Source organism: Rhodovulum strictum, assembly GCF_009649175.1.
In the GTDB taxonomy this organism is placed as follows: Bacteria; Pseudomonadota; Alphaproteobacteria; order Rhodobacterales; family Rhodobacteraceae; genus Rhodovulum; species Rhodovulum strictum.
Map to the genome: position 1 here is coordinate 107,951 of NZ_WJPO01000007.1, position 20,588 is coordinate 128,538.

A 20,588-nucleotide genomic window follows, 5' to 3' on the forward strand; every position below is an offset into this window, starting at 1 on the left:
TCCGACAGTTTCACTAAGGTATTGCGCAGGCCGGGCGGATGTGGTCATCTGTCCGCGTTCGATCCAGCCACACGGCGCCCGCACGCGCGCCCCGCCAGGCGAACCCAAGCCATGGCCATGGGGGTGCGAACGTGAACCGGATAGCCCAGACCCTGTTTCAAGCCGCGCTGGTTGCGGCGCTGCCCGTGACGGCCCCTGCCGAACCTGCGCAGGCCGGGCGGCTGTCGCTGGAACTGAACGCCATCGCCCCGGCCGAGGGCGGCTGCCTGCTGAGCTTTGTCGCGGGCAATGGCCATGCGGGCGACATCGCCGCGGCAGTGTTCGAGACGGTGCTGATGGATGGCGCGGGCCGCGTGGCGCGGCTGACGCTGTTCGATTTCGGCGCGCTGCCCGCCGGCCGTCCGCGGGTGCGCCAGTTCCTGGTGCCCGATCTGGCCTGCGGCGATCTGGGCGCGGTGCTGATCAACGGCGCGCAATCCTGCGAGGCGGGCGCGCTGGGGCCATCCGCCTGCGCCGAGGGGTTGCAACTGACCACCCGCACCGAAGTCGAGGTGATCGGATGATCGCCGCGGCACTGGAAACGCTGCGGCGCGGGGCCGATCTGGGCGGGCCGGTGGTGGTGGTGCTGGCGGCGCTGTCGGTCGCGGCGCTGGCGGTGATGGTCTACAAGCTGTGGCAATTCGCGGTCGCGGGCGTCGGGCGGCACGGCGCGCTGCTGGCGGCGGTGGCGGCCTGGGATGCGGGCGACCGGGCCGGGGCGCGGCTGGCGCTGGACGCGGCGCGCAGCTATCTGGCGCCGGTGATCGGCATGGCGATGGCGGGCGCGGCCGATCGGGCGCGGCTGATCGCCGAGGCCGAGACGCGGCTTGCCCGGCTGGAACGCGGCTTTCGCTTTCTCGACATCGTGGCGCAGGTTTCGCCGCTGCTGGGGCTGTTCGGCACGGTTCTGGGCATGATCGCGGCGTTCCAGGCGCTGCAAGAGGCGGGCGCGCAGGTCGATCCCTCGATCCTGGCGGGGGGCATCTGGGTGGCGCTGCTGACGACGGCGGCGGGGCTGGCGGTGGCGATGCCGACCGCCCTGGTGCTGAGCTGGTTCGAGGCCCGGATCGACGCCGAACGTGTGCTGGCCGGTCAGGCGATCCATGCGGTGCTGTCCCCGGCCGGGCGGCAGGCCGCGACGGGCGCCGTGATCGGCGTTCCGGCCCATGCGTAGCGCGGTGCGGCGGCGGCTGTCGCTGACGCCGCTGATCGACGTGATATTTCTGCTGCTGCTGTTCTTCATGCTCAGTTCGACCTTCACCCGCTTTGCCGAGATCGACCTTGTCGCCTCCGGCTCCGGCCAGCAGCAGGCCGAGGCGCGGCCGGTCTTCGTGCAACTGGCGCCCGAAACGCTGCGCCTGAACGGCCGCGCGCTGGAGCCTGGCGACCTGGCGGGCGCGCTGGAGCCAGAGGCCGGGCAGGTGCTGGTCGCCATGCAGGGCGCGGTGACGGCGCAACGGCTGGCCGATCTGCTGGCGGCGCTGCGCGGTCATCCGGTGACCGTTCTGGGGGCGCCATGAAACGGCTGCCGAAACGGGCCGGGCGCGAACCGGCCATCGCGCTGATCAACGTGGTCTTCCTGTTGCTGGTGTTCTTCCTGGTGGCGGGCAGCCTGGCCCGGCCGCTGGATGCCGATCTGCGGCTGGTGCGCGTGGCCGATCTGGACGGCACGCCCCCGCCCGATGCGCTGGTGCTGCATCCCGATGGCCGCGTGACCCGCGACGGCGCCGACACCGATCCCGCCGCCCATGTCGCCACGCTGGACGAGGGCGCGCGCGCGGTGCTGCGCGTGCTGCCCGACCGCGCGGCGGCGGCGGCCGATCTGGTGGCGCTTGGCCGGGCGCTGCGGGCGGCGGGGGCGGAACGGGTTGTGATCGTGACCGAAAGGGGGCTGCCATGATCCCGACATCATCCATGGGCAAGGCACTGGCGCTGGCATTTGCGCTTGCGGCACATGGCGCGCTGGCGCTGGCGCTGATGCCGCCCGGCCAGATCGAGATCGCCGGCAGCGCCGGGGCGGCCGAGGCGCAATTGGGCGCCAGTTTCGCCGACATGGCGGCGGGCACGCTGTCGGCGCTTGCCCCGCAAGAGGTGATCCGCACCGCCCCCCCGACCGAACCGACAGCCACCCTGCCCCCGCCCGATCCGGTGGCGGCGCTGCCCGCCCCGCCCCTGGCAACCCCCCGGCCGGAACCGGAACGGATCGCCAGCACACCGCCCCAGGCCCGGCCCACGCCCCGGCCGCAGGACCAGCCAAGGGCCCAGGCCCAGCCCCCCGGCAATGCCGACCGCGATGCCCGGGCCGGGCAGGAAACCGGCCGCGTCCAGGCCCGGGCGGCGACCAGCGGCCGCGCCGGACAGGCCGCCGAGGTCGGCAATGCCGCAATCAGCACCTATCCGGGGCTTGTGATGCGCAAGCTTGCCCGCGTGCCCCGGCCCCGGGTCGACAGCCATGGCGCGGCGGTCGTGGCCTTTCGCATCGCCGACAATGGCGGGCTGGCCGGGGCGGCGCTGGCGCAAAGCTCGGGCTCGGCCCGGCTGGATCAGGCCGCGCTGCATCTTGTCCAGCGCGCGGCCCCCTTCCCCGCCCCGCCAAGCGGCGCGCAACGCAGCTTTTCGATCCGCATCGAGGGGCGCTGAGCCCGGCCGCGGCTTCCGGGTCACAATGCGGGCCGGGGCGGCAGCGGCGGCTTGTGAACCGGCGGCCCCGGTGCATATCTCGCCCGATCGGGAATCGGGGCGACAGGATCAATGGCCGAAACACGCGAACAGGATGCAGGGCGCCGGGCGGCAGCGGCGGCACGCTTCAGCGCGACCTGGCGCATCGCCGCCGCCGACCTGCGCGAGGCCGAGTCCGTCGCCCGCGACATCGCGCTGGAACAGACCGTCGAGATTCCGGCCGATTGCGTGCCCGAGGCGGTCGCCGCCGCCCGCGTGGTGGCCGAGATCGAGGCGCTGGTTGCGGTGCCCGGCGGGTTCGATGCGACGCTCAGCTTTCGCGAGGACATGGTGTCCGACGGCGCCGCGGGGCTTCTGAACGTGCTGCATGGCAATGTCTCGCTCAAGCGCGGGGCGCGGCTGGTGGGCTTTGCGCCCTCGCCCGGCCTGCTGGCGGGCTTTGCCGGGCCGCGCTTCGGCATCGACGGGCTGCGCCGGATGATGGCCGCGCCCCGCCGCCCGCTGAGCGCGACCGCGATCAAGCCGCTGGGGCTGGACGCGCGGGCACTGGCGCGGCTGGCGGGCGGCTATGCCCGCGGCGGCGTCGATATCGTCAAGGACGATCACGGCGTGATCGACCAGCGCGCCGCCCCGTTCGAGGAACGCATCGCCCGCTGCCAGGAGGCGGTCGCCGCCGCCAATGCCGCGACCGGGGGGCACACGCTGTACGTTCCGATGATCGCCGGGCGGTTCGACCGGCTGGAATCGCAATTCTCGGTGGCCCGCGCCGAAGGCGTGCGCGCGGTCATGGTCGCGCCGATGCTCAGCGGTCCCGATGTCGTCGACACGCTGGCCGCGCGCTACGACCTTGCCCTGATCGCCCATCCCAGCTTTGCCGGGGCCGCGCTTGGCGATGCGGCGCAGGGCATGACGCCCGCGCTGCTGCTGGGCACGCTGTTCCGCCTGATCGGCGCCGATGTGTCGATCTTTCCCAATGCGGGCGGGCGCTTTACCTTTTCCCGCGCCGATTGTCAGGACATCGCCCGGGCGCTGCGCGACCCGATGGGCGGGATCGCCCCGGCGCTGCCCTCGCCCGCGGGCGGGATGGGGCTGCACCAGGTCGGCGAGATGATCGACAGTTTCGGCCGTGATACGCTGCTGCTGATCGGCGGCGCGCTGATGCGCCATTCGCCCGACCCCGAACGCGGCGCCGCCGCCTTCCGCGAGGCCATCGAGGCGGCGGATGCCACAACCCCCTGAGGATCCCCCGATGACCGACAGCCCCCGCCCCGCAACCGCCCCGCATCGCGCCTTTGACCCCCAGCGCTTCGGCTGGGACGGCGTCGAGACCCGCGTCTACAAGGCGGGCGAAGGCCCGTGGCGCGATGTCACCCGGCAGGTCCTGTTCCCGCCCGAGGGCGATCTGCCGGTCGAATGGCGCTATTTCGAGGTCGCGCCGGGCGGCTGGTCGACGCTGGAACGCCATGACCACCAGCATGCCGTGGTAATCGTGCGGGGCCATGGCCATGCCCTGATCGAAGGCGCGGTGCGCGCGGTCGCGATGTTCGACCTGATCCGCATCCCCGCGCAGGGCTGGCACCAGTTCCGCGCCGATGCGGGCGAGGCGCTCGGCTTCTTCTGCCTTGTCGCGGCCGAGCGCGACCGCCCGCAACTGCCCACCGCGGACGATATCGCGGCACTGTCGGCCGACCCGGCCATCGCCGCCTTCATCCGCCCCTGACAGGGGCGCACGGGCCGTCCGAAAATCGGACACCCGATCCCCCCGAACTCCGGTATCATGCCGCTCTGCGACAGGTGCGGCACCCTGGGGAGGGGTCTGTCCGCATCGGGGGGAACGGATCGCGGCAAGGGAAAGGGGCCATTCGTTCAGGGAGGAGCAGATGGCACACAGGCTCAAGAAAAGCGACTGGGAGGATTTCCTGGCCGTTGGCCGGGTGCCGCCGAACATCCGCCATGAGGTGCTGCAAAGCTGGCGGCGGTCGACCGGGCGGCGGCTGGAGACGCTGAAACACGCGCCGCTATTGTCAGAGGACGACCTGCTGACCCGGCGTGCCCTTGCACGGCGCTTGCGCAACGGGGCGCGCACCGCGCTGATGCAGGCGGGCCGGCTGCTCAGCGAGACCGAGAACATCCTGCTGTTATGCGACCGCAACGGCGTGGTTCTGGACGCGGCGGGCGACGCCGCGACGCTGGCCCGCGGGCGCGAGAACCACCTGCATCTGGGCGGCAACTGGACCGAGGAAGCGATCGGCACCAACGCCATCGGCACCGCCATCGCGCTTGGCCGCCCGGTCGAACTGCGCGGGGCCGAACATTTCTGCGAGGAGATCCACCGCTGGAGCTGCGCCGCCACCCCGATCACCGATCCGGGGACCGGGGCCTTGCTGGGGGTGATGGACATTTCCTGGCCCAGCGGGCTGGCGCAATCCAGCACGATGGCGCTATCGGCGGCGCTGGCCGCGCAGGCGGAATCGGAACTGACCCGGCTTCTGGCGCGCGAACGCGAGATGCTGATGGAACAGTTGCACCTGCGCCGCCTGCGCCGGGGCACCGAACCGATGCTGATCATGGATCGCAGCGGCGCCGATGTCTTCGCGACCGAGGATTTCGTGCGCTTCTGCGACGATGACGACGCGCTCAGGGCGCTCAGGGCGCGCATCCCCGACCTGATCGACCAGAGCCCCGCCACCATCGCCCAGGCGCTGGCCGATTGCCTGCCGGGCATCGACATGGAGGTGATCGCACGCCAGGACGATGCCATCGGCGTGCTGATCTCGCTGCGCCGCACCCGGCTGAATGGCGCCGAACAGGTGGCCGATCTGGTCAGGATCGGCACCGCCGGGGCAGCAAGCTCCAGCCTCAGCCTTCAGGCGCAGCGGCTGGCGCAGACCGCCATTCCCCTGCTGATCGAGGGCGAGACCGGCACCGGCAAGACCTATCTGGCCCGCGCCATCCACCGCGCAAGCCCGCAGGCCGACGGCCCGTTCGAATTGCTGGACTGTTCGCGCCTGACGCCCGAACGCCTGCGCGAGGATGTGGCGCAGGGCCGGATCGGCGCGTCCAGCGGCGTGCTGTGCCTGAACGGCCCCTGCGAGGCCACGCCCGACGTGCAGAAACTGCTGCTGAACCTTGTCGAGGACGTGTCGCGCGCGGGCATGCGGGTAATCGCGCTGGCCACCCGCCCGCTGTTCAAGGAAATGCAGCGCGGCGCGTTCCGCGGCGATCTTTACTACCGGCTGGCCGGGGCCAAGCTGGAAATCCAGCCCCTGCGCGAGCGCCCGGACGAGATCGCGCCCCTGCTGCGCGACCTGGTGCTGCGCCACGCAACGCAGAACAAGGGCCGCGAATTGCGCTTCACCTCGGGCGCGATGGAGGCGCTGATCGCCCATGCCTGGCCCGGCAACCTCTTGGAAATGACCAACCTGATCGCAACGCTCGACGCGCTGTCGCCGACCGGCCTGATCGACGAGCGCGCCCTGCCCCCCGAGATCCGGCAGACCGGGCGCGGCGGCGGCGAGGAGACGCTGCGCGACAAGGAACGCATCGAGATCCTCGATGCCGTCGCGGCCGAGGGCGGCAACCTGTCGAAAGCCGCCCGTCGGCTGGGGATCGCCCGCTCGACGCTCTATCTCAAGCTCGACAGCTACGGGATTCCGCGCGCCCGCCAGCCCTGACTTCGCGTCCGCGGCATGTCCGTCGGGCCGCACGATAATCGGACAGCCGCCCGCCCCGCGCCCTTCCTACCCTTGCAGCAGCCGCCCCCCTGGCGGGGCGGTGACAGAGGGAGGAAGACTAATGCCACTGGACAAGCAGAACGGCCGATCCGTGCAGGTGCTGGGCATCGACGCGGGCGGCACGATGACCGACACGTTCTTCGTCGATGCCGACGGCGAATTCGTGGTCGGCAAGGCGCAATCGACCCCGGACAACGAGGCGCTGGGGCTGATCGAATCCAGCCGCGAGGGGCTGGGCCATTGGGGCCTGAGCCTCGAGGACGCGCTGTCCTCGATCCAGACCGGGGTCTATTCGGGCACCGCGATGCTGAACCGCGTGGTGCAGCGCAAGGGGCTGAAATGCGGGCTGATCGTCAATGCGGGGATGGAGGATTTCCACCGCATGGGCCGCGCGATCCAGGCCTATCTGGGCTTCGCCTACGAGGACCGCATCCACCTGAACACCCATTATTTCGACGAACCGCTGGTGCCCCGCCACCGCACGCGCGGCGTGATGGAACGGGTGGACATGTTCGGCGATGTGGTCATCCCGCTGCGCGAGGACAGCGCGATCGCTGCCGCGCGCGAGTTGATCGCGCAGGATGTCGAGGGGATCGTGATCTCGCTTCTGCACAGCTACAAGAACCCCCATCACGAACGCCGCGTGCGCGACATCGTGCGCGCCGAGGTCGAGGCGGCGGGCAAGTCGATCCCGGTCTTTGCCTCGGTCGATTACTACCCGGTGCGCAAGGAAACCCACCGCACCAATACCACGATCCTCGAAGCCTACGCCGCCGAACCCTCGCGCCAGACGCTGAAAAAGATCACCAGCGCGTTCAAGGATAACGGCTCCAGGTTCGATTTCCGGGTGATGGCCACGCATGGCGGCACGATCTCGTGGAAGGCCAAGGAACTGGCGCGCACCATCGTCTCGGGGCCGATCGGCGGCGTGATCGGGGCGAAATACCTGGGCGAGGTGCTGGGCTACAGGAACATCGCTTGTTCCGATATCGGCGGCACCTCGTTCGATGTGGCGCTGATCACCCAGAACGAACTGACCATCCGCAACGACCCCGACATGGCGCGGCTGGTGCTGTCGCTGCCGCTGGTCGCGATGGATTCGGTCGGCGCGGGCGCGGGCAGCTTCATCCGGCTCGACCCCTATACCAAGGCGATCAAGCTGGGGCCGGATTCGGCGGGCTACCGCGTCGGCGTGTGCTGGGCGGAGTCGGGCATCGAGACGGTGACGATCTCCGATTGCCACGTCATCCTCGGCTACCTGAACCCCGACAATTTCCTTGGCGGGCAGGTCAAGCTGGACCGCCAGCGGGCGTGGGACGCGATGAAGGTGCAGATCGCCGATCCGCTGGGCCTGTCGGTCGAGGATGCGGCGGCCGGCGTGATCGAGCTGCTGGACAGCGACCTGCGCGACTACCTGCGCTCGATGATCTCGGGCAAGGGCTACAGCCCGGCGTCGTTCACCTGCTTCAGCTATGGCGGCGCCGGTCCGGTCCATGCCTATGGCTATACCGAGGGGCTGGGCTTCGAGGACGTCATCGTGCCCGCCTGGGCCGCGGGCTTCTCGGCCTTCGGCTGCGCGGCGGCGGATTTCGAATACCGCTATGACAAGTCGCTGGACCTCAACATCGCCGAAACCGCCTCGGACGATCTGAAGGCGGCCGAGGCCCGGACGCTGAACGAGGCGTGGCACGAACTGACCGAGCGCGTGCTCGAGGAATTCGAGCTGAACGGCTACACCCGCGATCAGGTCACGCTGCAACCCGGTTTCCGGATGCAGTATCGCGGGCAGTTGAACGACCTTGAAATCGAAAGCCCGATCCACACCGCCCGAACCGCGGCCGACTGGGACAGGCTGGTTGCGGCGTTCAACGACACCTATGGCCGGGTCTACGCGGCCTCGGCGCGCTCGCCCGAACTGGGCTATTCGGTGACCGGCGCCATCATGCGCGGCACGGTGCCGATCCCCAAGCCGAAGATCCCCAAGGAACCCGAACTGGGCGCCACGCCCCCCGAGGACGCGAAACTGGGCACCCGCAGGTTCTATCGCCGGAAACGCTGGGTCGATGCGCAGCTTTACCAGATGGAACGGCTGCAACCGGGCAACCGCATCACCGGCCCCGCGATCATCGAATCCGACGCCACGACCTTTGTGGTGCCGGACGGGTTCGAAACCTGGCTGGACGGGCACCGCCTGTTCCACCTGAAGGAAGTGTAAGGGAGGACACGACCATGAACGCACCGATCCAGATCAAGGGCATCGTCCGCGGCGGACAGACGCTGAAACAGCACCGCGACGAGATCATCGAGGCCACGAAGCGCACCGGCCACTATGCCGGGCTCAAGAAGATGGCGCTGCGCGACAGCGACCCGATCATGTACAACAAGCTGTTCTCGCGGCTGCGCGCAGGCGTGGTCGATGCCCGCGAGACCGCCAAGAAGATTGCCGCCTCGCCCATCGTCGAACAGGAGGGGGAACTGTGCTTCACCCTCTACAACGCGGCCGGGGATTCGATCCTGACCTCGACCGGGATCATCATCCATGTCGGCACCATGGGCGCCGCGATCAAGTACATGATCGAGAACGACTGGGAAAGTAACCCGGGCGTCAGGGATCGGGACATCTTCTGCAACAATGACAGCCTGATCGGCAACGTCCATCCCTGCGACATCCATACCATCGTGCCGATCTTTCACGAGGGCGCGCTGATCGGCTGGGTCGGCGGCGTGACCCATGTCATCGACACCGGCGCCGTGGGTCCGGGCAGCATGACCACCGGCCAGGTGCAGCGCTTCGGCGACGGCTATTCGGTCACCTGCCGAAAGGTCGGCGAAAACGACACGCTGTTCCGCGACTGGCTGCATGAAAGCCAGCGCTCGGTGCGCACCACGCGCTACTGGATGCTGGACGAACGCACCCGCATCGCCGGCTGCCACATGATCCGCCGCATGGTCGAGGAGGTGATCGCCGAGGAAGGGATCGACGCCTATTGGCAATTCGCCTACGAGGCGGTCGAACACGGGCGGCTGGGATTGCAGAACCGCATCAAGGCGATGACCATTCCGGGCAAGTACCGGCAGGTGGGCTTCGTCGATGTGCCCTACGCCCATGACGACGTGCGCGTGCCGTCCGATTTCGCCAAGGTCGACACGATCATGCACACGCCGTCGGAAATGACGATCCGGCCGGACGGCACATGGCGGCTGGATTTCGAGGGATCGAGCCGCTGGGGCTGGCACACCTACAACGCCCATTCGGTCAGCTTCACCTCCGGCATCTGGGTGATGATGACCCAGACCCTGATCCCGACCGAGATGATCAATGACGGCGCGGCCTATGGCACCGAGTTCCGGCTGCCCAAGGGCACCTGGATGAACCCCGACGACCGCCGCGTGGCCTTTGCCTATAGCTGGCACTTCCTTGTCAGTTCCTGGACGGCGCTCTGGCGCGGCCTGTCGCGCGCCTATTTCGGCCGCGGATACCTTGAGGAGGTGAACGCGGGCAATGCCAATACCTCGAACTGGCTTCAGGGGGGCGGCTTCAACCAGTATGACGAGATCCATGCCGTGAACTCGTTCGAATGTGCCGCCAACGGGGTGGGCGCCAGCGCCATCGCCGACGGCATCAGCCATGCCGCCGCGATCTGGAACCCCGAGGGCGACATGGGCGACATGGAAATCTGGGAACTGGCCGAGCCGCTGATCTATCTGGGCCGCCAGATCAAGGCCAGCTCGGGCGGCGCGGGCAAGTTTCGCGGCGGCTGCGGCTTCGAAAGCCTGCGCATGGTCTGGAACGCCAAGGACTGGACCATGTTCTTCATGGGCAACGGCCATATCAGTTCCGACTGGGGCCTGATGGGCGGCTATCCGGCGGCCTCGGGCTACCGCTTCGAGGCGCATGATACCGGCCTGAAGGAGATCATCGCCAGCGGCGGCGACATCCCCCATGGCGGCGACACCGACCCGCAGAACCCGGTCTGGGACGCGATGCTCGGGGGCGCGAAGATCAAGCGCGACAAGCAGGCGATCACCACCGAGGCGATGTTCAAGGATTACGACCTCTACCTGAACTACATGCGCGGCGGCCCCGGTTTCGGCGACCCGCTGGACCGCGACCCGCAGGCGGTGGCCGATGACGTGAATGGCGGCTACCTGGTCGAGCGCTTCGCGGCCAGCGTCTATGGCGTCGTGCTGAAAACGGCCGCCTCGGGCCTGTTCGAGGCCGACGAGGCCGCGACCGAAACCCGCCGCGCCCAGATCCGCGCCGACCGGCTGGCCCGGGCCGTGCCCACCCGCGACTGGATGGCCCGCGAACGCGAGCGCATCCTGCAAAAGGATGCGGGCGTGCATGTCCAGCAGATGTTTGCCGCGTCCTTCAAGCTGGGACCGCGCTGGGAGGAAGGTTTCCGCAAGTTCTGGGATCTGCCGATCGACTGGCAACTGATGGAGGCCGACCTGCCGATCCCGTCCTATGGCCGGGACTATTCCATGGACCTGTCCGAACTGCCCGACGTCAAGACCGTCCAGTTCGTCGAGGAATGATACCCCCGGGTGCCGTGCCCGCCGCGGCACCCGCCAAATTCAGGAGGAAAACCGATGGCTTACACCAAGGCAAAGATCAAGGATCTGGTCGAGGGCAAGATCGACCGCGACACGCTGCACGCCATGCTCGCGACGCCCAAGGACAAGGAACGCTTCGTGATGTATCTGGACATCCTTCAGGAACAGGTGCCCTGGGATGACCGCATCATCCTGCCGCTGGGGCCCAAGCTTTACATCGTCCAGCGCAAGTCGGACCACAAATGGGTGGTGAAATCCCATGCCGGCCACGAATTCTGCGACTGGCGCGAGAACTGGAAGCTGCATGCCGTGATGCGCGTGCGCGAGACCGCCGCCGAGATGGAGGAGATCTATCCCCGGCTGATGGCGCCCTCTACCGACTGGCAGGTGATCCGGGAATATTACTGCCCGAAATCGGGCGATCTGCTGGATGTCGAGGCGCCGACGCCCTGGTATCCGGTGATCCACGATTTCGAACCCGATATCGACGCCTTCTATTCCGACTGGCTGGGGCTCGCGATCCCCGAACGGGCCGCCTGACAGGACCGGCGCCGGGGCATCGTCCCGGCGCCCTTCAGGGCTCCATGTCGCGGTACCGGCAGAACAGCGCCGCGATCCGCGCGCGGTCGGGTCCGGCCCTGTCCCAGCGGGCAAAGGCGCCGGTATCGGGCTTGCGGGGGCTGCTGAAATGCAGGACGCGGATATCCCCCCAGCCGACACCCACGGTCGGATCGGTCAGGAACGGCGTCTGGAAATTATAGGCGAACGCCCCCGACGGGCGCAGCCCCTGCACCAGAAGCCACAGCGACAGCAGGCTCTGGTCGGCATAGGCCAGATAGGGCGCATAGCGTTGCGCCAGCCGGGCCAGCAGCGCCAGATGCGCCCGGCTGCGCCATGCGGGCGGCAGCGCGAACAGCCCGGCATTGGCCATGTCGTCCGGTCCGTCCGGATAGGCCAGCCCGTCCTCGGCCAGCAGCGTGTTCAGCACCGCATCGTCGCGAAATTGCGGGGCAAGGATGCGCACCGCCGGGTCGGCCTCGTGATTGGCGACGAAGAACGGCGTTTCGGCGGCCAGCGGCCTGTCGAGCGGGCCAAGCACCAGCATGTCGGCATCCAGATGCAGGATCGTGCCATACCCGTCAAAGGCCCGCCGCCACAGCCCGAAGCGATGCCGCGCACAGTCGCGCCCGCGGCTGACGCGCAGATGCGCGGTGAATTCGGGCGGCGCGGCCGGGGGCAGGCATGTGGCGCCCCGCGCCGCCAGCAGGCGCAGCATCCCCGCATCGCGCCCGCGGTAATCCACCAGCAGCGGCGGATGGCCGGGCGCGTTGCAGGCAAGGCTGTTCAGGCAGGCCCGCGCCAGCGCCAGCGCGCCATCGTCGAAGCACAGGTAGATCGCCGTCACCGCAGCCCCCCGGCGGCGCAACGCTCGAAGATGTCGGCCGCCGCCACGCCCGCCCGCAGCCGGTCCAGCAGCGCGCGCACCCGCTGCATCTGCGCCCCGGCATCGGGATCAAGCCGCAGCGTGTAGCACAGGGGCCGCCCGGCCTCGGCCAGCAGCGCGGCCCGCGCCTCGGCGTCGATCCCGCCCGGAAAGCTGCGATAGACGATGTTCAGCTTGCTGTGGACATGGCGGAACCCGGTGCCGCCCGTCTCGCACAGGCGGATCTCGTAATTGCGAAAGCCCTGTTCCAGATCGTCCAGCACCGCGCGCAGGCAGGACGCCCCGTAGCGCACCACCCGCGCATCGGCGAGCACCAGGATCACCAGATCCGACAGGTCGATGCCGCGCGGGGCGATGCGGTGCCAGCATTCCCGCTCGGGCGTGCTGATGCGTTCGTAATCGTGGGCATGGTCCCGCGTCATCAGCCGGAACCCCGCATCGGCATAGGCCCGCAGCGCCTCGGGGGTCATGGCGCGGACACGCTCCCATTCGGCCTCGTTCAACCGGCAGAAGGCCGAGGCATAGCGGCTGTCCGGCCCGCGCGGATGGTCCAGGTGATAAAGGTTGCGGTCCTCGATGCGCCGAAGGTCATACCCCAGCCGCCGAAGCCGCAGGTCAAGCTCGCGATCCTCGTAGCCATAGCCCACGAAATTCTCGTTCCAGCCGCCCGCCCCGAAAAACGCCGCGCGCCGGCACATCAGCGCGCCGCCCACGGCAAGATAGCGGTTGTCGCCGTAAAGCGGGTAAAGCTCGGGATCGGGGCAGGCATTGGCGTGGTCGATGCTGTCGGGCGCCAGCCTCGGGGCATCGGCAAGGAACGCCGCCCAGCCGGGCAGCGCGGCGGCGCGCGGGCGGGCGATGTTCAGCACGATCCCGTCAAAGGGCAGCACCGCATCCGCCCCAGCATCCAGCCGCGCCAATGCCCCGGCCAGCGCGGCGGGATGGGGAATAAAGTCGCAATCCGACATCAGCAGGCGCGGCCGGGCCGACACCGCGGCGCCAAGGTTCATGTTGCGCGTCTTCCAGTGGCCGCCGTCATCCCGGCGAAACAGCACCCGCAGATCGTCGCCGGGCGGCAGGTCCAGCACCGGGCGCGCGCCCTGTTCGACCACCACCAGTTCCGCGCCCCGGGTCATCGTGGCGTAATAGTCCCGCAGCCGGGCAAGGTTGGCCAGCCGCTCGGGCGTGTCGGGCTTGACCGAGACGATCACCGACACCCCGGACAGATCGGGACGCGGCAGCATCAGGCCAGCCCCATCGCCCGGTCAAGCGCGCCCATGTGCCGCTTGGTGATCAGGATATCGGCCACGCAGCCGCATTCCGCGCGGTCGCACAGCACGGGCGACAGCGGCAGATCGACCGGACCGCCCAGCCGCCCCAGGCTGCCGCCCACGCCGCAGGTCGCGCGCAGGATGCGGCCATCGGCATGGATGCGCAGCGACTCGATCCCCGCCTCGCACAGATAGCCGCGCCAGCGGTTGCGGCCGGTCAGCAGGAACCCGGCGGCCTTTTGCAGCGCGTAGCGCCCGTCCTCGGCAATGGCGCACATCACGCCGCGCGGCGCGCTGTCGCCCCGCGCCCCCGCGCCCCGGCTGGCGGCCTGCATCCGGCGGCGCTGGTCCTCGGTATAGGCGTAGGGCGTGGCGCCAAAGCCGATGCGCAGCGGCTTGAGCGTGATCGACGCCCCCGGCACCGCCGCGGACAGTTCGGCAGCGCGCGCAAGGATCGCGTCGAAGCGGTCGGGATGGACGGTGATGTTGACATGCAGCGGCATCGCCTCGGCCAGCAGCGCGGCAACGTCCAGAAAGGCGGCGGGATCGGCGAATTCGTCGTGCCAGGTCAGGATCGTCCCGTCCAGCAGCGGCGCGATCCGGTCCCAGAACCGCAGCGTCCGCGCCCCGTTGCTGATCAGGCTGGCGCGAAAGCCGCGGGCACGCGCCCCGGTCAGGATCGCGGCGATCTGCGGGTGCTGGCTGGGCTCGCCGCCGGTGAACTGAAGCCAGACGCGCCGCCCCAGACCGTCGCGATAATGCCGCCGCAGCAGGTCCATGAATTGCAGGATATCGGCCAGCCCCTGCCAGCGGATCGAGCCGTCATGCAGCGCCTTGGGGCAGTAGCTGCACGACTGGTTGCAGGCATTGCCCAGCATCCAGTCGACCAGCACGGTGCGGGCATGTTCCGGCTCGGCATGGCGGATCTCGGCCGGATCATCAAGCGCGGTGGGGTCTTCCTGCATCGCCAGACCTCGGGTTGCGGCGGGGGTTGTGGCGGGACCAACCCCATGGAAGCGCGCGGCGGGCCGCCGGGGCAATCCCGAATCGCGGGACGGGAAGCGGGAATTTGAATGGGCGGAATGGGTGGGCTGGGGTAGACTTGGATCACGCTACCCGAGGGAGGATCGCCATGTCCCGCCCGCTGTCCCGTTCCCCCACCCGCCGCCCGGCGCGCGTGCTGGGGCTGTGCCTCGGGCTCTGGCTGGGGCTGGCGGGGGCGGGGCTGGCCGCGGATCGCTGGGCGCTGGTGCTGGGCGTGGGGCGCTATGACGATCCGGCGATCCCGCATCTGCCGAACACGATCAACGACGCGCGCACCATGGCCAGCGCCCTGAACCAGATGGGGTTTCAGGTCTATTACCTTGAAAACCCGGACCGCGCCACGATCGAGGCCACCCGCAGCCGCATCGCCGCCGAACAGGCCGGCAGCGCGCTGGGGCTGTTCTATTTCGCCGGGCACGGGGTACAGCTTGACGGGGTGAACTATGCCCTGCCCTCGGACATCCGGGCGGGCGATGCGGGGCATCTGGCGGCCAACGCGGTATCGGTGAACCAGATGATCCGCGCGTTGCGGGCGATGGGCACCGATACGCTGGTCGTGATCCTCGATTCCTGCCGCAACTCGCCCTTCCCCGGACAGGCCGCCAGCGGCACCGGGCTTGCGCTGGTCGATGCGCCCGAGAACACGATCATCGCCTATTCGACCGCGCCGGGCGAAATCGCGCTGGACGGGGCGGGCGCCAACAGCCCCTATACCGCCGCGCTGGCCTCGGTGCTGGACGGGCCGGAACAGGACATGCGCGACGTGCTGCGGCTGGTGCGCGCGCAGGTGCGGCTGGCCACCGGGGGCACCCAGACGCCGTGGTATATCGACAATTCCAGCCACCCGATCGTCATCCAGCCGCGCCGCGCGGCGGGCGGGGGCGCGGCCCTGCCGCGGCTGGGGCATGGCACCGTGTCGCTGGCGGCAACCGCGTGGTGGACCATCGCCAACAGCGCCGATCCGCGCGATTTCGAAACCTTCATCGACCTCTTTCCCGAAACCGACGAGGCCAGCGCCGCGCGCCGCCAGCTTGAGGATTTCACCCCCGGCGCGGCGCCCGGCTTTCCGCTGATGGATCTGGGCCTGCCCCAACCCGACCCCGAGGTGCCCGGCGGGCTGCGCTCGATCATCACGCAATGCGACGTGCTGGCCACCGGCATCGTCGGCGGGCTCAGCCTGGTCGAGCCGGTGCCGCATGATCTGGTGAACACCCGCGCCGCGCTGCGCGCCTGCATCGAGGCGGTGCGCAACGATCCCGAGAATCCCCGCCTTCTGGGCCTGCTGGCGCGGGTGCTGTTTCTCGAACACCGCTTCCCCGAGGCGCTGCATTTCGCCGAGGAAGCCGCAAGGCGCGGCAGCGCCGCCGCCTATGGCAGCATCGCCGAGATCCATCGGCTGGGTCTGGATGTGCCGGTCGACCTGACCGCCGCGGCCCAGGCGATCCGCAAGGGCGCGCTGGCCGGGTCCGAACCGATGCGCGTGACGATGGGCATCTATTACCGCGAAGGCTGGGGCGTGCCGCAAAGCGCGAACGAGGCGCGGCGCTGGTTCGAACTGGCCGCGATGGCGGGCAATGTCTCGGCGATGAGCGCGTTGGGCGACATGTACCGCCGCGGCCAGCTTGGCCCGGTCGATGCGGCCAGGGCGTTCGACTACTACCTCAAGGCCGCGACGCTGGGCCATACCGACGCGATGTCGGCGGTGGGGCTGGCCTACATGAAGGCCGATGGCGTCGCGATCGACCTTGACCGCGGGCTGAACTGGCTCAGCCATGCCAGCGAACAGGGCAACCCCTATGCCGCCTTCCATCTGGGCCGCGCCTTCCTGACCGGCTGGGGCGTGCAGCGCAACCCGGCGCAGGCGCTGGCCTATTTCCGGCTGTCGGCGCAGCGCAGCTTTCTTCAGGCCTATATCTATATCGGCGACATCCTTGCCGGGGTCGAGGGCATCGCGCCCGACCTGCCCGAGGCGCTGGCCAATTACATCATCGCGCGCGATGCCGGGCTGCTCAAGGACACCGCCAAGTCACGCGAGGAAGCCGCCGATGCCCAGTCGCGGATCGACGCGCTGTTGCCGCGCATGAGTGCCGAGCAACAGGCCGCGGGCGAAGGCATCGCCGCCGACTGGATCGCGGAATACGGGCTGCTGGATTTCAACCTGGTGCATGAATGACCGGCGGGGCGGCGGGCGACGGCGGCGGGCTGCGGCTGGCCGATCTGCCCGTCGTGTTCCTGTCCTATGACGAACCCTGGGCCGACGAGACCTGGGCCGCCTTGCAGGCGCTGCGCCCCGATTCGCTGCGCGTGCATGGGGTCAGGGGGCTGAATGCCTGTCATGTCGCCGCCGCCGATGCCGCGGCCAGCGACTGGTTCCTGACCGTCGATGCCGACACCACGCCCGCGCCCGGCCTGTTCGACCAGCAGGTGCCCGCGGCGCTCCTGCAACCCGTGTTCCGGCTGGACTGGCTGGCGCGCAACGCGGTCAACGGGATCGTCTCGGGCAATGGCTGCGTCAAGCTCTGGCCGCGCGAGCTGGTGCTGGCGATGCGCTCGCACGAGGCGGCGCCGCGGGGGCGGATCTCGCTCGATGCCGATATCGGGCAGATCCGGCCGGGGGTGACGCGCAACATCGCGATGCCGGGCTGCCATGCCGTGACCGATCCCGCGCACACGCCCTTTCACGCCTTTCGCGCCGGGTTCCGCGAGGCGACATTCCTTGCCCATCTGCGCGCCAGCGCCCCGGCGCAGCCCGCGGGCGATGCTCTGCGCCGCCTGATCGGCGTCTGGGCCTCGGTCGGGGCACATGCGCGCAACGGGCTGTGGGTGATCCATGGCGCGCGGCTGGCGCTGTGGATGGCGCTGACCTGGCAGGACCGCGACCTGACCGAGGTCAACGACCCCGAGCGCATGCGCCATTTCTGGCAGGATCGCGTCCTGCCCCGGCTCGGCCCGGGTGCTGGCCCGGATATCGGGCGGCTTCGCTCCGAAACCGCCGCGCTGGGGGCGGCAATCGCGGCGCTGGACGACAGCCTGCCCATCGCCGATCTGGACGCGGCGGCAAGCCGTCTGGCCGCCGGGGCGGGGATGTTCGGCGCCGCGCATCCGGCCACCGCCATCGACGGGCTGGGCCGCAGTTTCCAGAAGGGACGCGGCGTCGGCACCGATATCGCCACCGCGCGCGCCTGTTTCGAAACAGCGGCGCTGCTCGGCCATGCCGCGGCCGTCACCAATCTGGGCCGCCTGCACGAACTTGGCCTCGATGCCCCGCCCGATCCCGCCGCGGCCGAGCGGTATTACCGTGCCGCCACCGCCATGGGCAGCGCGCATGCGCCCAGTCACCTGGCGCAGATGCTGCTGGCACTGTCCCCCGCCGATCCGGCGGTGCAGGCGCGGGCCGAAGGCCTGCTCGACCTCGCCGCCGAGCGGGGCCATGCCGGGCCCGCGCCGCAGGGCAGCGCGGCATGATGCTGGGCGATCTGCCCGCGCTGCGGCTTGCCCCGGCCGCCCCGCCCGCCCCGGATGCGGGCTTTGCCGATGCGCAGCCCGTATCCCAGGCGACCCTGACCGCCGCCGCCCGCGCCACCGGGTCGGATCATGTCATCCTGATCGCGCCCGACATCGCCCCCGCCCGCGCGGCCGAGACGCTGATGCCCGACCCCGCGCTTGTCGCCGCCGGGCTCTGCCTTGGCTATCCCGCGCGCAGCGTGGTCAGCGGCATGGCGGTGCCGCAGGGGCTGCGCCTGATCCCGGTCGCCCGGCTTGAGGACGGCGCCCCCCCGCCCCCGCCCGCCCTGCTGGTGCCGCAGATCGCGGGGACGCTGGCCGCGAACGACACGCCGCAGCGGGCCTTTCACACGGGCTTCGAGCTGACCGCCGCACGGCCGCTGCCGCCCCCCGGTGCCGCGCGGGACCGCGCCGCGCTGGCGGCCTCGCTGGGGGCGGATGCGCTGAACGGGGTGTGGTGGGTGCTGGGCAATCTGCATTCGCTCTTGGGGCGCGGCGGGGTCCGGACCTGCTGGGCCGAAACCGCGCCGCTCCTGTCCGACCCCTCCGCCCCCGTCCGCCGCATCCGCGAACTGGCCCGGCTGGTGCGGCTGGAAACCGGCCTGCCGGTCCAGGCGCTCGACCGCCACCAGAGCCGGGCGCTCAAGGCGATGCTGCCGCCCTGGGCCCCGCCCGAGATGTGGTCCGATTTCCTGCGCGCCCTCGCCGATCTGGGCGCCGCAGGCCCCCCGATCGCCGCCCGCTACACCCGCGCCGCCGCCGCAATCTGGCCCGCAGAGCCGCCGGGACCGGGATGATCCCCTAGCGCAACAGCGCGCCGACCCGGCCGGACGACACGCAGATCGTGCCGTCCTCGAACCGGGCGTCCGTCGTCTCGGTGAACGTCCTTGTCTGCGTCCACAGCACCCGCGCGCCATCGGCCGAGACCTGGCGCAGCGTGACGCGGTGGCGTTCGGCGATGGCCATGCCGTCCGCCCGCACCGTCACCTCGGCCCGGCTGTCCACCTGCGCCTCGCGGCGGAACATCCCGCCGGGCTGGCTGTCCGAGAACAGGATCGCCAGCGGCGCGGTCGCGGCAAAGCGGGCGCTGTTGCCATGGGCGCGCTGCACCATGGAACCGCAATCGACAAGGCTGGCATCGGTTGCCCGGGCGCTGATCCGGCCGCTGCCCGGCTGGACAGAGGTCACATTCAGCCCCCCCGCGCGCAGCCGCGCGGCCGCGTTTCGCGTCGCGGCGGCGCGGTCGGGCGCATCCTGCGCGACCAGCGCCACCCCGCCCGCCGCGGGCGGGACATAGCCCAGCGGCCCCTCGCGCGTGGCCGGAACACAGGCCGCGAGCCCGGCGCACAGGGCCAGGGCGATCCGTGGCGAAAACTGCTGTGCGCGGCCCATCAATAGACCCCCTGCGCAGGCACGGGCGACGGGCGTTGCGCGGGCGGCTGGCGCAGTTGCGGCGTCGCCGGCATCTGCCGGGTCTGCGGCGCGCTGCGCAGCGCGCCCAGCCGGTCCAGCGCGTCGATTGCCTCCTGCACATAGCTGCCGGCGGGATATCGGCTGAGATATTCGTAATAGGCCTGCGTGGTGTTGCGCGCCTGCGCCTGCCGCCATGCAGCATCCTCGCCCGGCGAGTCTGCACCGCCGCGCGTCGGCTGCACCGCGATCAGGGCCAGAACAAAGGCCCGCAGGAAGATCGCCCAGCGTCTGACCTTGGCCATGGCACGCCCCCCAACCTGTTCCCTGGGCAACAGGGTCGCACGGAATCGCGATTTCTCCAAAGGATTACCGCCAGACCCCCGTCGCGGCCGTCACGGGGCGGGGCGAAAGCGGATCGGGCGCAGCCCGGGATCGCGCGCGGCTTGCCACTCATCGACCAGCTCGGCGGCGCTCTCTCCGGACCAGTGGCACGCCTGCACGCCCCATTTGTCCAGGATCAGCCGCAGCCGGTTCAGCCGGTACTGCGCGATGCAAAGCGGGCCGTCCCCGGTTGCGCGCGCCAGATCCTCGGGCAGCGGCAGGATTTCGCACAGCAGGCGCTGCGCGGCAAGATCGGGCGCCGAAAGCGGGCTCAGCACGAACAGCGCCCGCGCCCCGGCCAGACGCGCGGCCTCCAGATGGCGGGCGCGCAGGTCCGCCGCGCCGGGGCCGATCGGGTCCAGCGCCAGCAGCGCCAGCGCGGCCTGCGGCGCCGGGACGGTCCCTGTCGCCGCGTCCACGGCCTGCCGTCCGGCCGCAAGGGCGCGCCTGATGCGTCCGATCATGCCTGCCGTCCCTGCCCCCTGGTTGCGAAACAATTGGACTCGCCTGCCCGGATATTCC

20 protein-coding genes are annotated in these 20,588 nt (G+C 70.2%); 14 read left to right on the forward strand and 6 right to left on the reverse strand.

The annotated features are described in order from the left end of the window. Window positions 1-131: 131 nt before the first annotated feature. The 11 genes from GH815_RS06795 (at window position 132) to GH815_RS06845 (ending at window position 11,549) form a co-directional block, all read left to right on the forward strand. Complete coding sequence (locus GH815_RS06795; protein ID WP_343030697.1) at window positions 132-563, forward strand: hypothetical protein; 432 nt, start codon at window positions 132-134, stop codon at window positions 561-563. Next, window positions 560-1,213, forward strand: a complete 654-nt coding sequence (locus GH815_RS06800) for a MotA/TolQ/ExbB proton channel family protein (RefSeq protein ID WP_153748003.1) — start codon at window positions 560-562, stop codon at window positions 1,211-1,213. Before GH815_RS06795 ends, GH815_RS06800 begins: the two co-directional genes overlap by 4 nt. Continuing rightward, on the forward strand, window positions 1,206-1,559 hold the full coding sequence (locus tag GH815_RS06805) for an ExbD/TolR family protein (RefSeq protein WP_211365052.1): 354 nt from the start codon (window positions 1,206-1,208) through the stop codon (window positions 1,557-1,559). Before GH815_RS06800 ends, GH815_RS06805 begins: the two co-directional genes overlap by 8 nt. After that, complete coding sequence (locus tag GH815_RS06810) at window positions 1,556-1,939, forward strand: biopolymer transporter ExbD (protein ID WP_153748004.1); 384 nt, start codon at window positions 1,556-1,558, stop codon at window positions 1,937-1,939. The genes GH815_RS06805 and GH815_RS06810 overlap by 4 nt, the downstream gene beginning before the upstream one ends. Then, the gene (locus GH815_RS06815; protein ID WP_153748005.1) at window positions 1,936-2,679 is read left to right on the forward strand and encodes an energy transducer TonB family protein; all 744 of its coding nucleotides are present in this window, start codon (window positions 1,936-1,938) and stop codon (window positions 2,677-2,679) included. The genes GH815_RS06810 and GH815_RS06815 overlap by 4 nt, the downstream gene beginning before the upstream one ends. Window positions 2,680-2,790: 111 nt before the next feature. Then, window positions 2,791-3,957 carry a RuBisCO large subunit C-terminal-like domain-containing protein gene (locus GH815_RS06820; RefSeq protein WP_153748006.1) on the forward strand — a complete coding sequence of 389 codons (1,167 nt, stop codon included), beginning with the start codon at window positions 2,791-2,793 and terminating at the stop codon, window positions 3,955-3,957. 10 nt (window positions 3,958-3,967) lie between these two features. Further along, on the forward strand, window positions 3,968-4,438 hold the full coding sequence (locus tag GH815_RS06825; protein ID WP_153748007.1) for a cupin domain-containing protein: 471 nt from the start codon (window positions 3,968-3,970) through the stop codon (window positions 4,436-4,438). A gap of 160 nt (window positions 4,439-4,598) precedes the next feature. Continuing rightward, window positions 4,599-6,392: a sigma-54-dependent Fis family transcriptional regulator gene (locus tag GH815_RS06830; protein ID WP_153748008.1), complete on the forward strand. Its 1,794-nt coding sequence runs from the start codon at window positions 4,599-4,601 to the stop codon at window positions 6,390-6,392. Window positions 6,393-6,513: 121 nt separating this feature from the next. Next, window positions 6,514-8,667, forward strand: a complete 2,154-nt coding sequence (locus GH815_RS06835; protein WP_153748009.1) for a hydantoinase/oxoprolinase family protein — start codon at window positions 6,514-6,516, stop codon at window positions 8,665-8,667. Between the two features lie 14 nt (window positions 8,668-8,681). Next, entirely contained in the window at window positions 8,682-10,991 is a 2,310-nt protein-coding gene (locus tag GH815_RS06840; RefSeq protein ID WP_153748010.1) for a hydantoinase B/oxoprolinase family protein, read from the forward strand. A 54-nt stretch (window positions 10,992-11,045) separates the two neighbouring features. Beyond that, the gene (locus tag GH815_RS06845; protein ID WP_153748011.1) at window positions 11,046-11,549 is read left to right on the forward strand and encodes an acetone carboxylase subunit gamma; all 504 of its coding nucleotides are present in this window, start codon (window positions 11,046-11,048) and stop codon (window positions 11,547-11,549) included. Window positions 11,550-11,583: 34 nt separating this feature from the next. On the opposite strand, the gene GH815_RS06850 is transcribed toward GH815_RS06845, so the two are convergent. The 3 genes from GH815_RS06850 to GH815_RS06860 are packed head-to-tail and all read right to left on the reverse strand — an operon-like array spanning window position 11,584 to window position 14,689. Next, window positions 11,584-12,414 (reverse strand): hypothetical protein, encoded by an 831-nt coding sequence (locus tag GH815_RS06850; protein ID WP_153748012.1) that lies wholly within the window; start codon window positions 12,412-12,414, stop codon window positions 11,584-11,586. After that, window positions 12,411-13,697, reverse strand: a complete 1,287-nt coding sequence (locus GH815_RS06855) for a galactosyltransferase-related protein (RefSeq protein WP_153748013.1) — start codon at window positions 13,695-13,697, stop codon at window positions 12,411-12,413. The genes GH815_RS06850 and GH815_RS06855 overlap by 4 nt, the downstream gene beginning before the upstream one ends. Then, entirely contained in the window at window positions 13,697-14,689 is a 993-nt protein-coding gene (locus tag GH815_RS06860; RefSeq protein WP_153748014.1) for a radical SAM protein, read from the reverse strand. The genes GH815_RS06855 and GH815_RS06860 overlap by 1 nt, the downstream gene beginning before the upstream one ends. Window positions 14,690-14,856: 167 nt before the next feature. Between GH815_RS06860 and GH815_RS06865 the strand changes: the two genes are divergently transcribed. The 3 genes from GH815_RS06865 to GH815_RS06875 are packed head-to-tail and all read left to right on the forward strand — an operon-like array spanning window position 14,857 to window position 19,069. Continuing rightward, the gene (locus GH815_RS06865) at window positions 14,857-16,941 is read left to right on the forward strand and encodes a caspase family protein (protein WP_153748015.1); all 2,085 of its coding nucleotides are present in this window, start codon (window positions 14,857-14,859) and stop codon (window positions 16,939-16,941) included. Further along, window positions 16,938-18,233 (forward strand): tetratricopeptide repeat protein, encoded by a 1,296-nt coding sequence (locus GH815_RS06870; protein ID WP_153748016.1) that lies wholly within the window; start codon window positions 16,938-16,940, stop codon window positions 18,231-18,233. Before GH815_RS06865 ends, GH815_RS06870 begins: the two co-directional genes overlap by 4 nt. Then, entirely contained in the window at window positions 18,230-19,069 is an 840-nt protein-coding gene (locus GH815_RS06875) for a hypothetical protein (RefSeq protein WP_153748017.1), read from the forward strand. The genes GH815_RS06870 and GH815_RS06875 overlap by 4 nt, the downstream gene beginning before the upstream one ends. Before the next feature lie 4 nt (window positions 19,070-19,073). Here GH815_RS06875 and GH815_RS06880 read toward each other — a convergent pair whose 3' ends face one another. The 3 genes from GH815_RS06880 to GH815_RS06890 all read right to left on the reverse strand — a co-directional run bounded on the left by GH815_RS06880 (window position 19,074) and on the right by GH815_RS06890 (window position 20,530). After that, window positions 19,074-19,664, reverse strand: a complete 591-nt coding sequence (locus GH815_RS06880; protein ID WP_153748018.1) for a hypothetical protein — start codon at window positions 19,662-19,664, stop codon at window positions 19,074-19,076. Beyond that, window positions 19,664-19,987, reverse strand: coding sequence for a hypothetical protein (locus GH815_RS06885; protein WP_153748019.1), 324 nt, complete (start codon window positions 19,985-19,987; stop codon window positions 19,664-19,666). Before GH815_RS06885 ends, GH815_RS06880 begins: the two co-directional genes overlap by 1 nt. A gap of 90 nt (window positions 19,988-20,077) precedes the next feature. Beyond that, entirely contained in the window at window positions 20,078-20,530 is a 453-nt protein-coding gene (locus GH815_RS06890) for a hypothetical protein (protein ID WP_153748020.1), read from the reverse strand. Window positions 20,531-20,588: the final 58 nt, after the last annotated feature.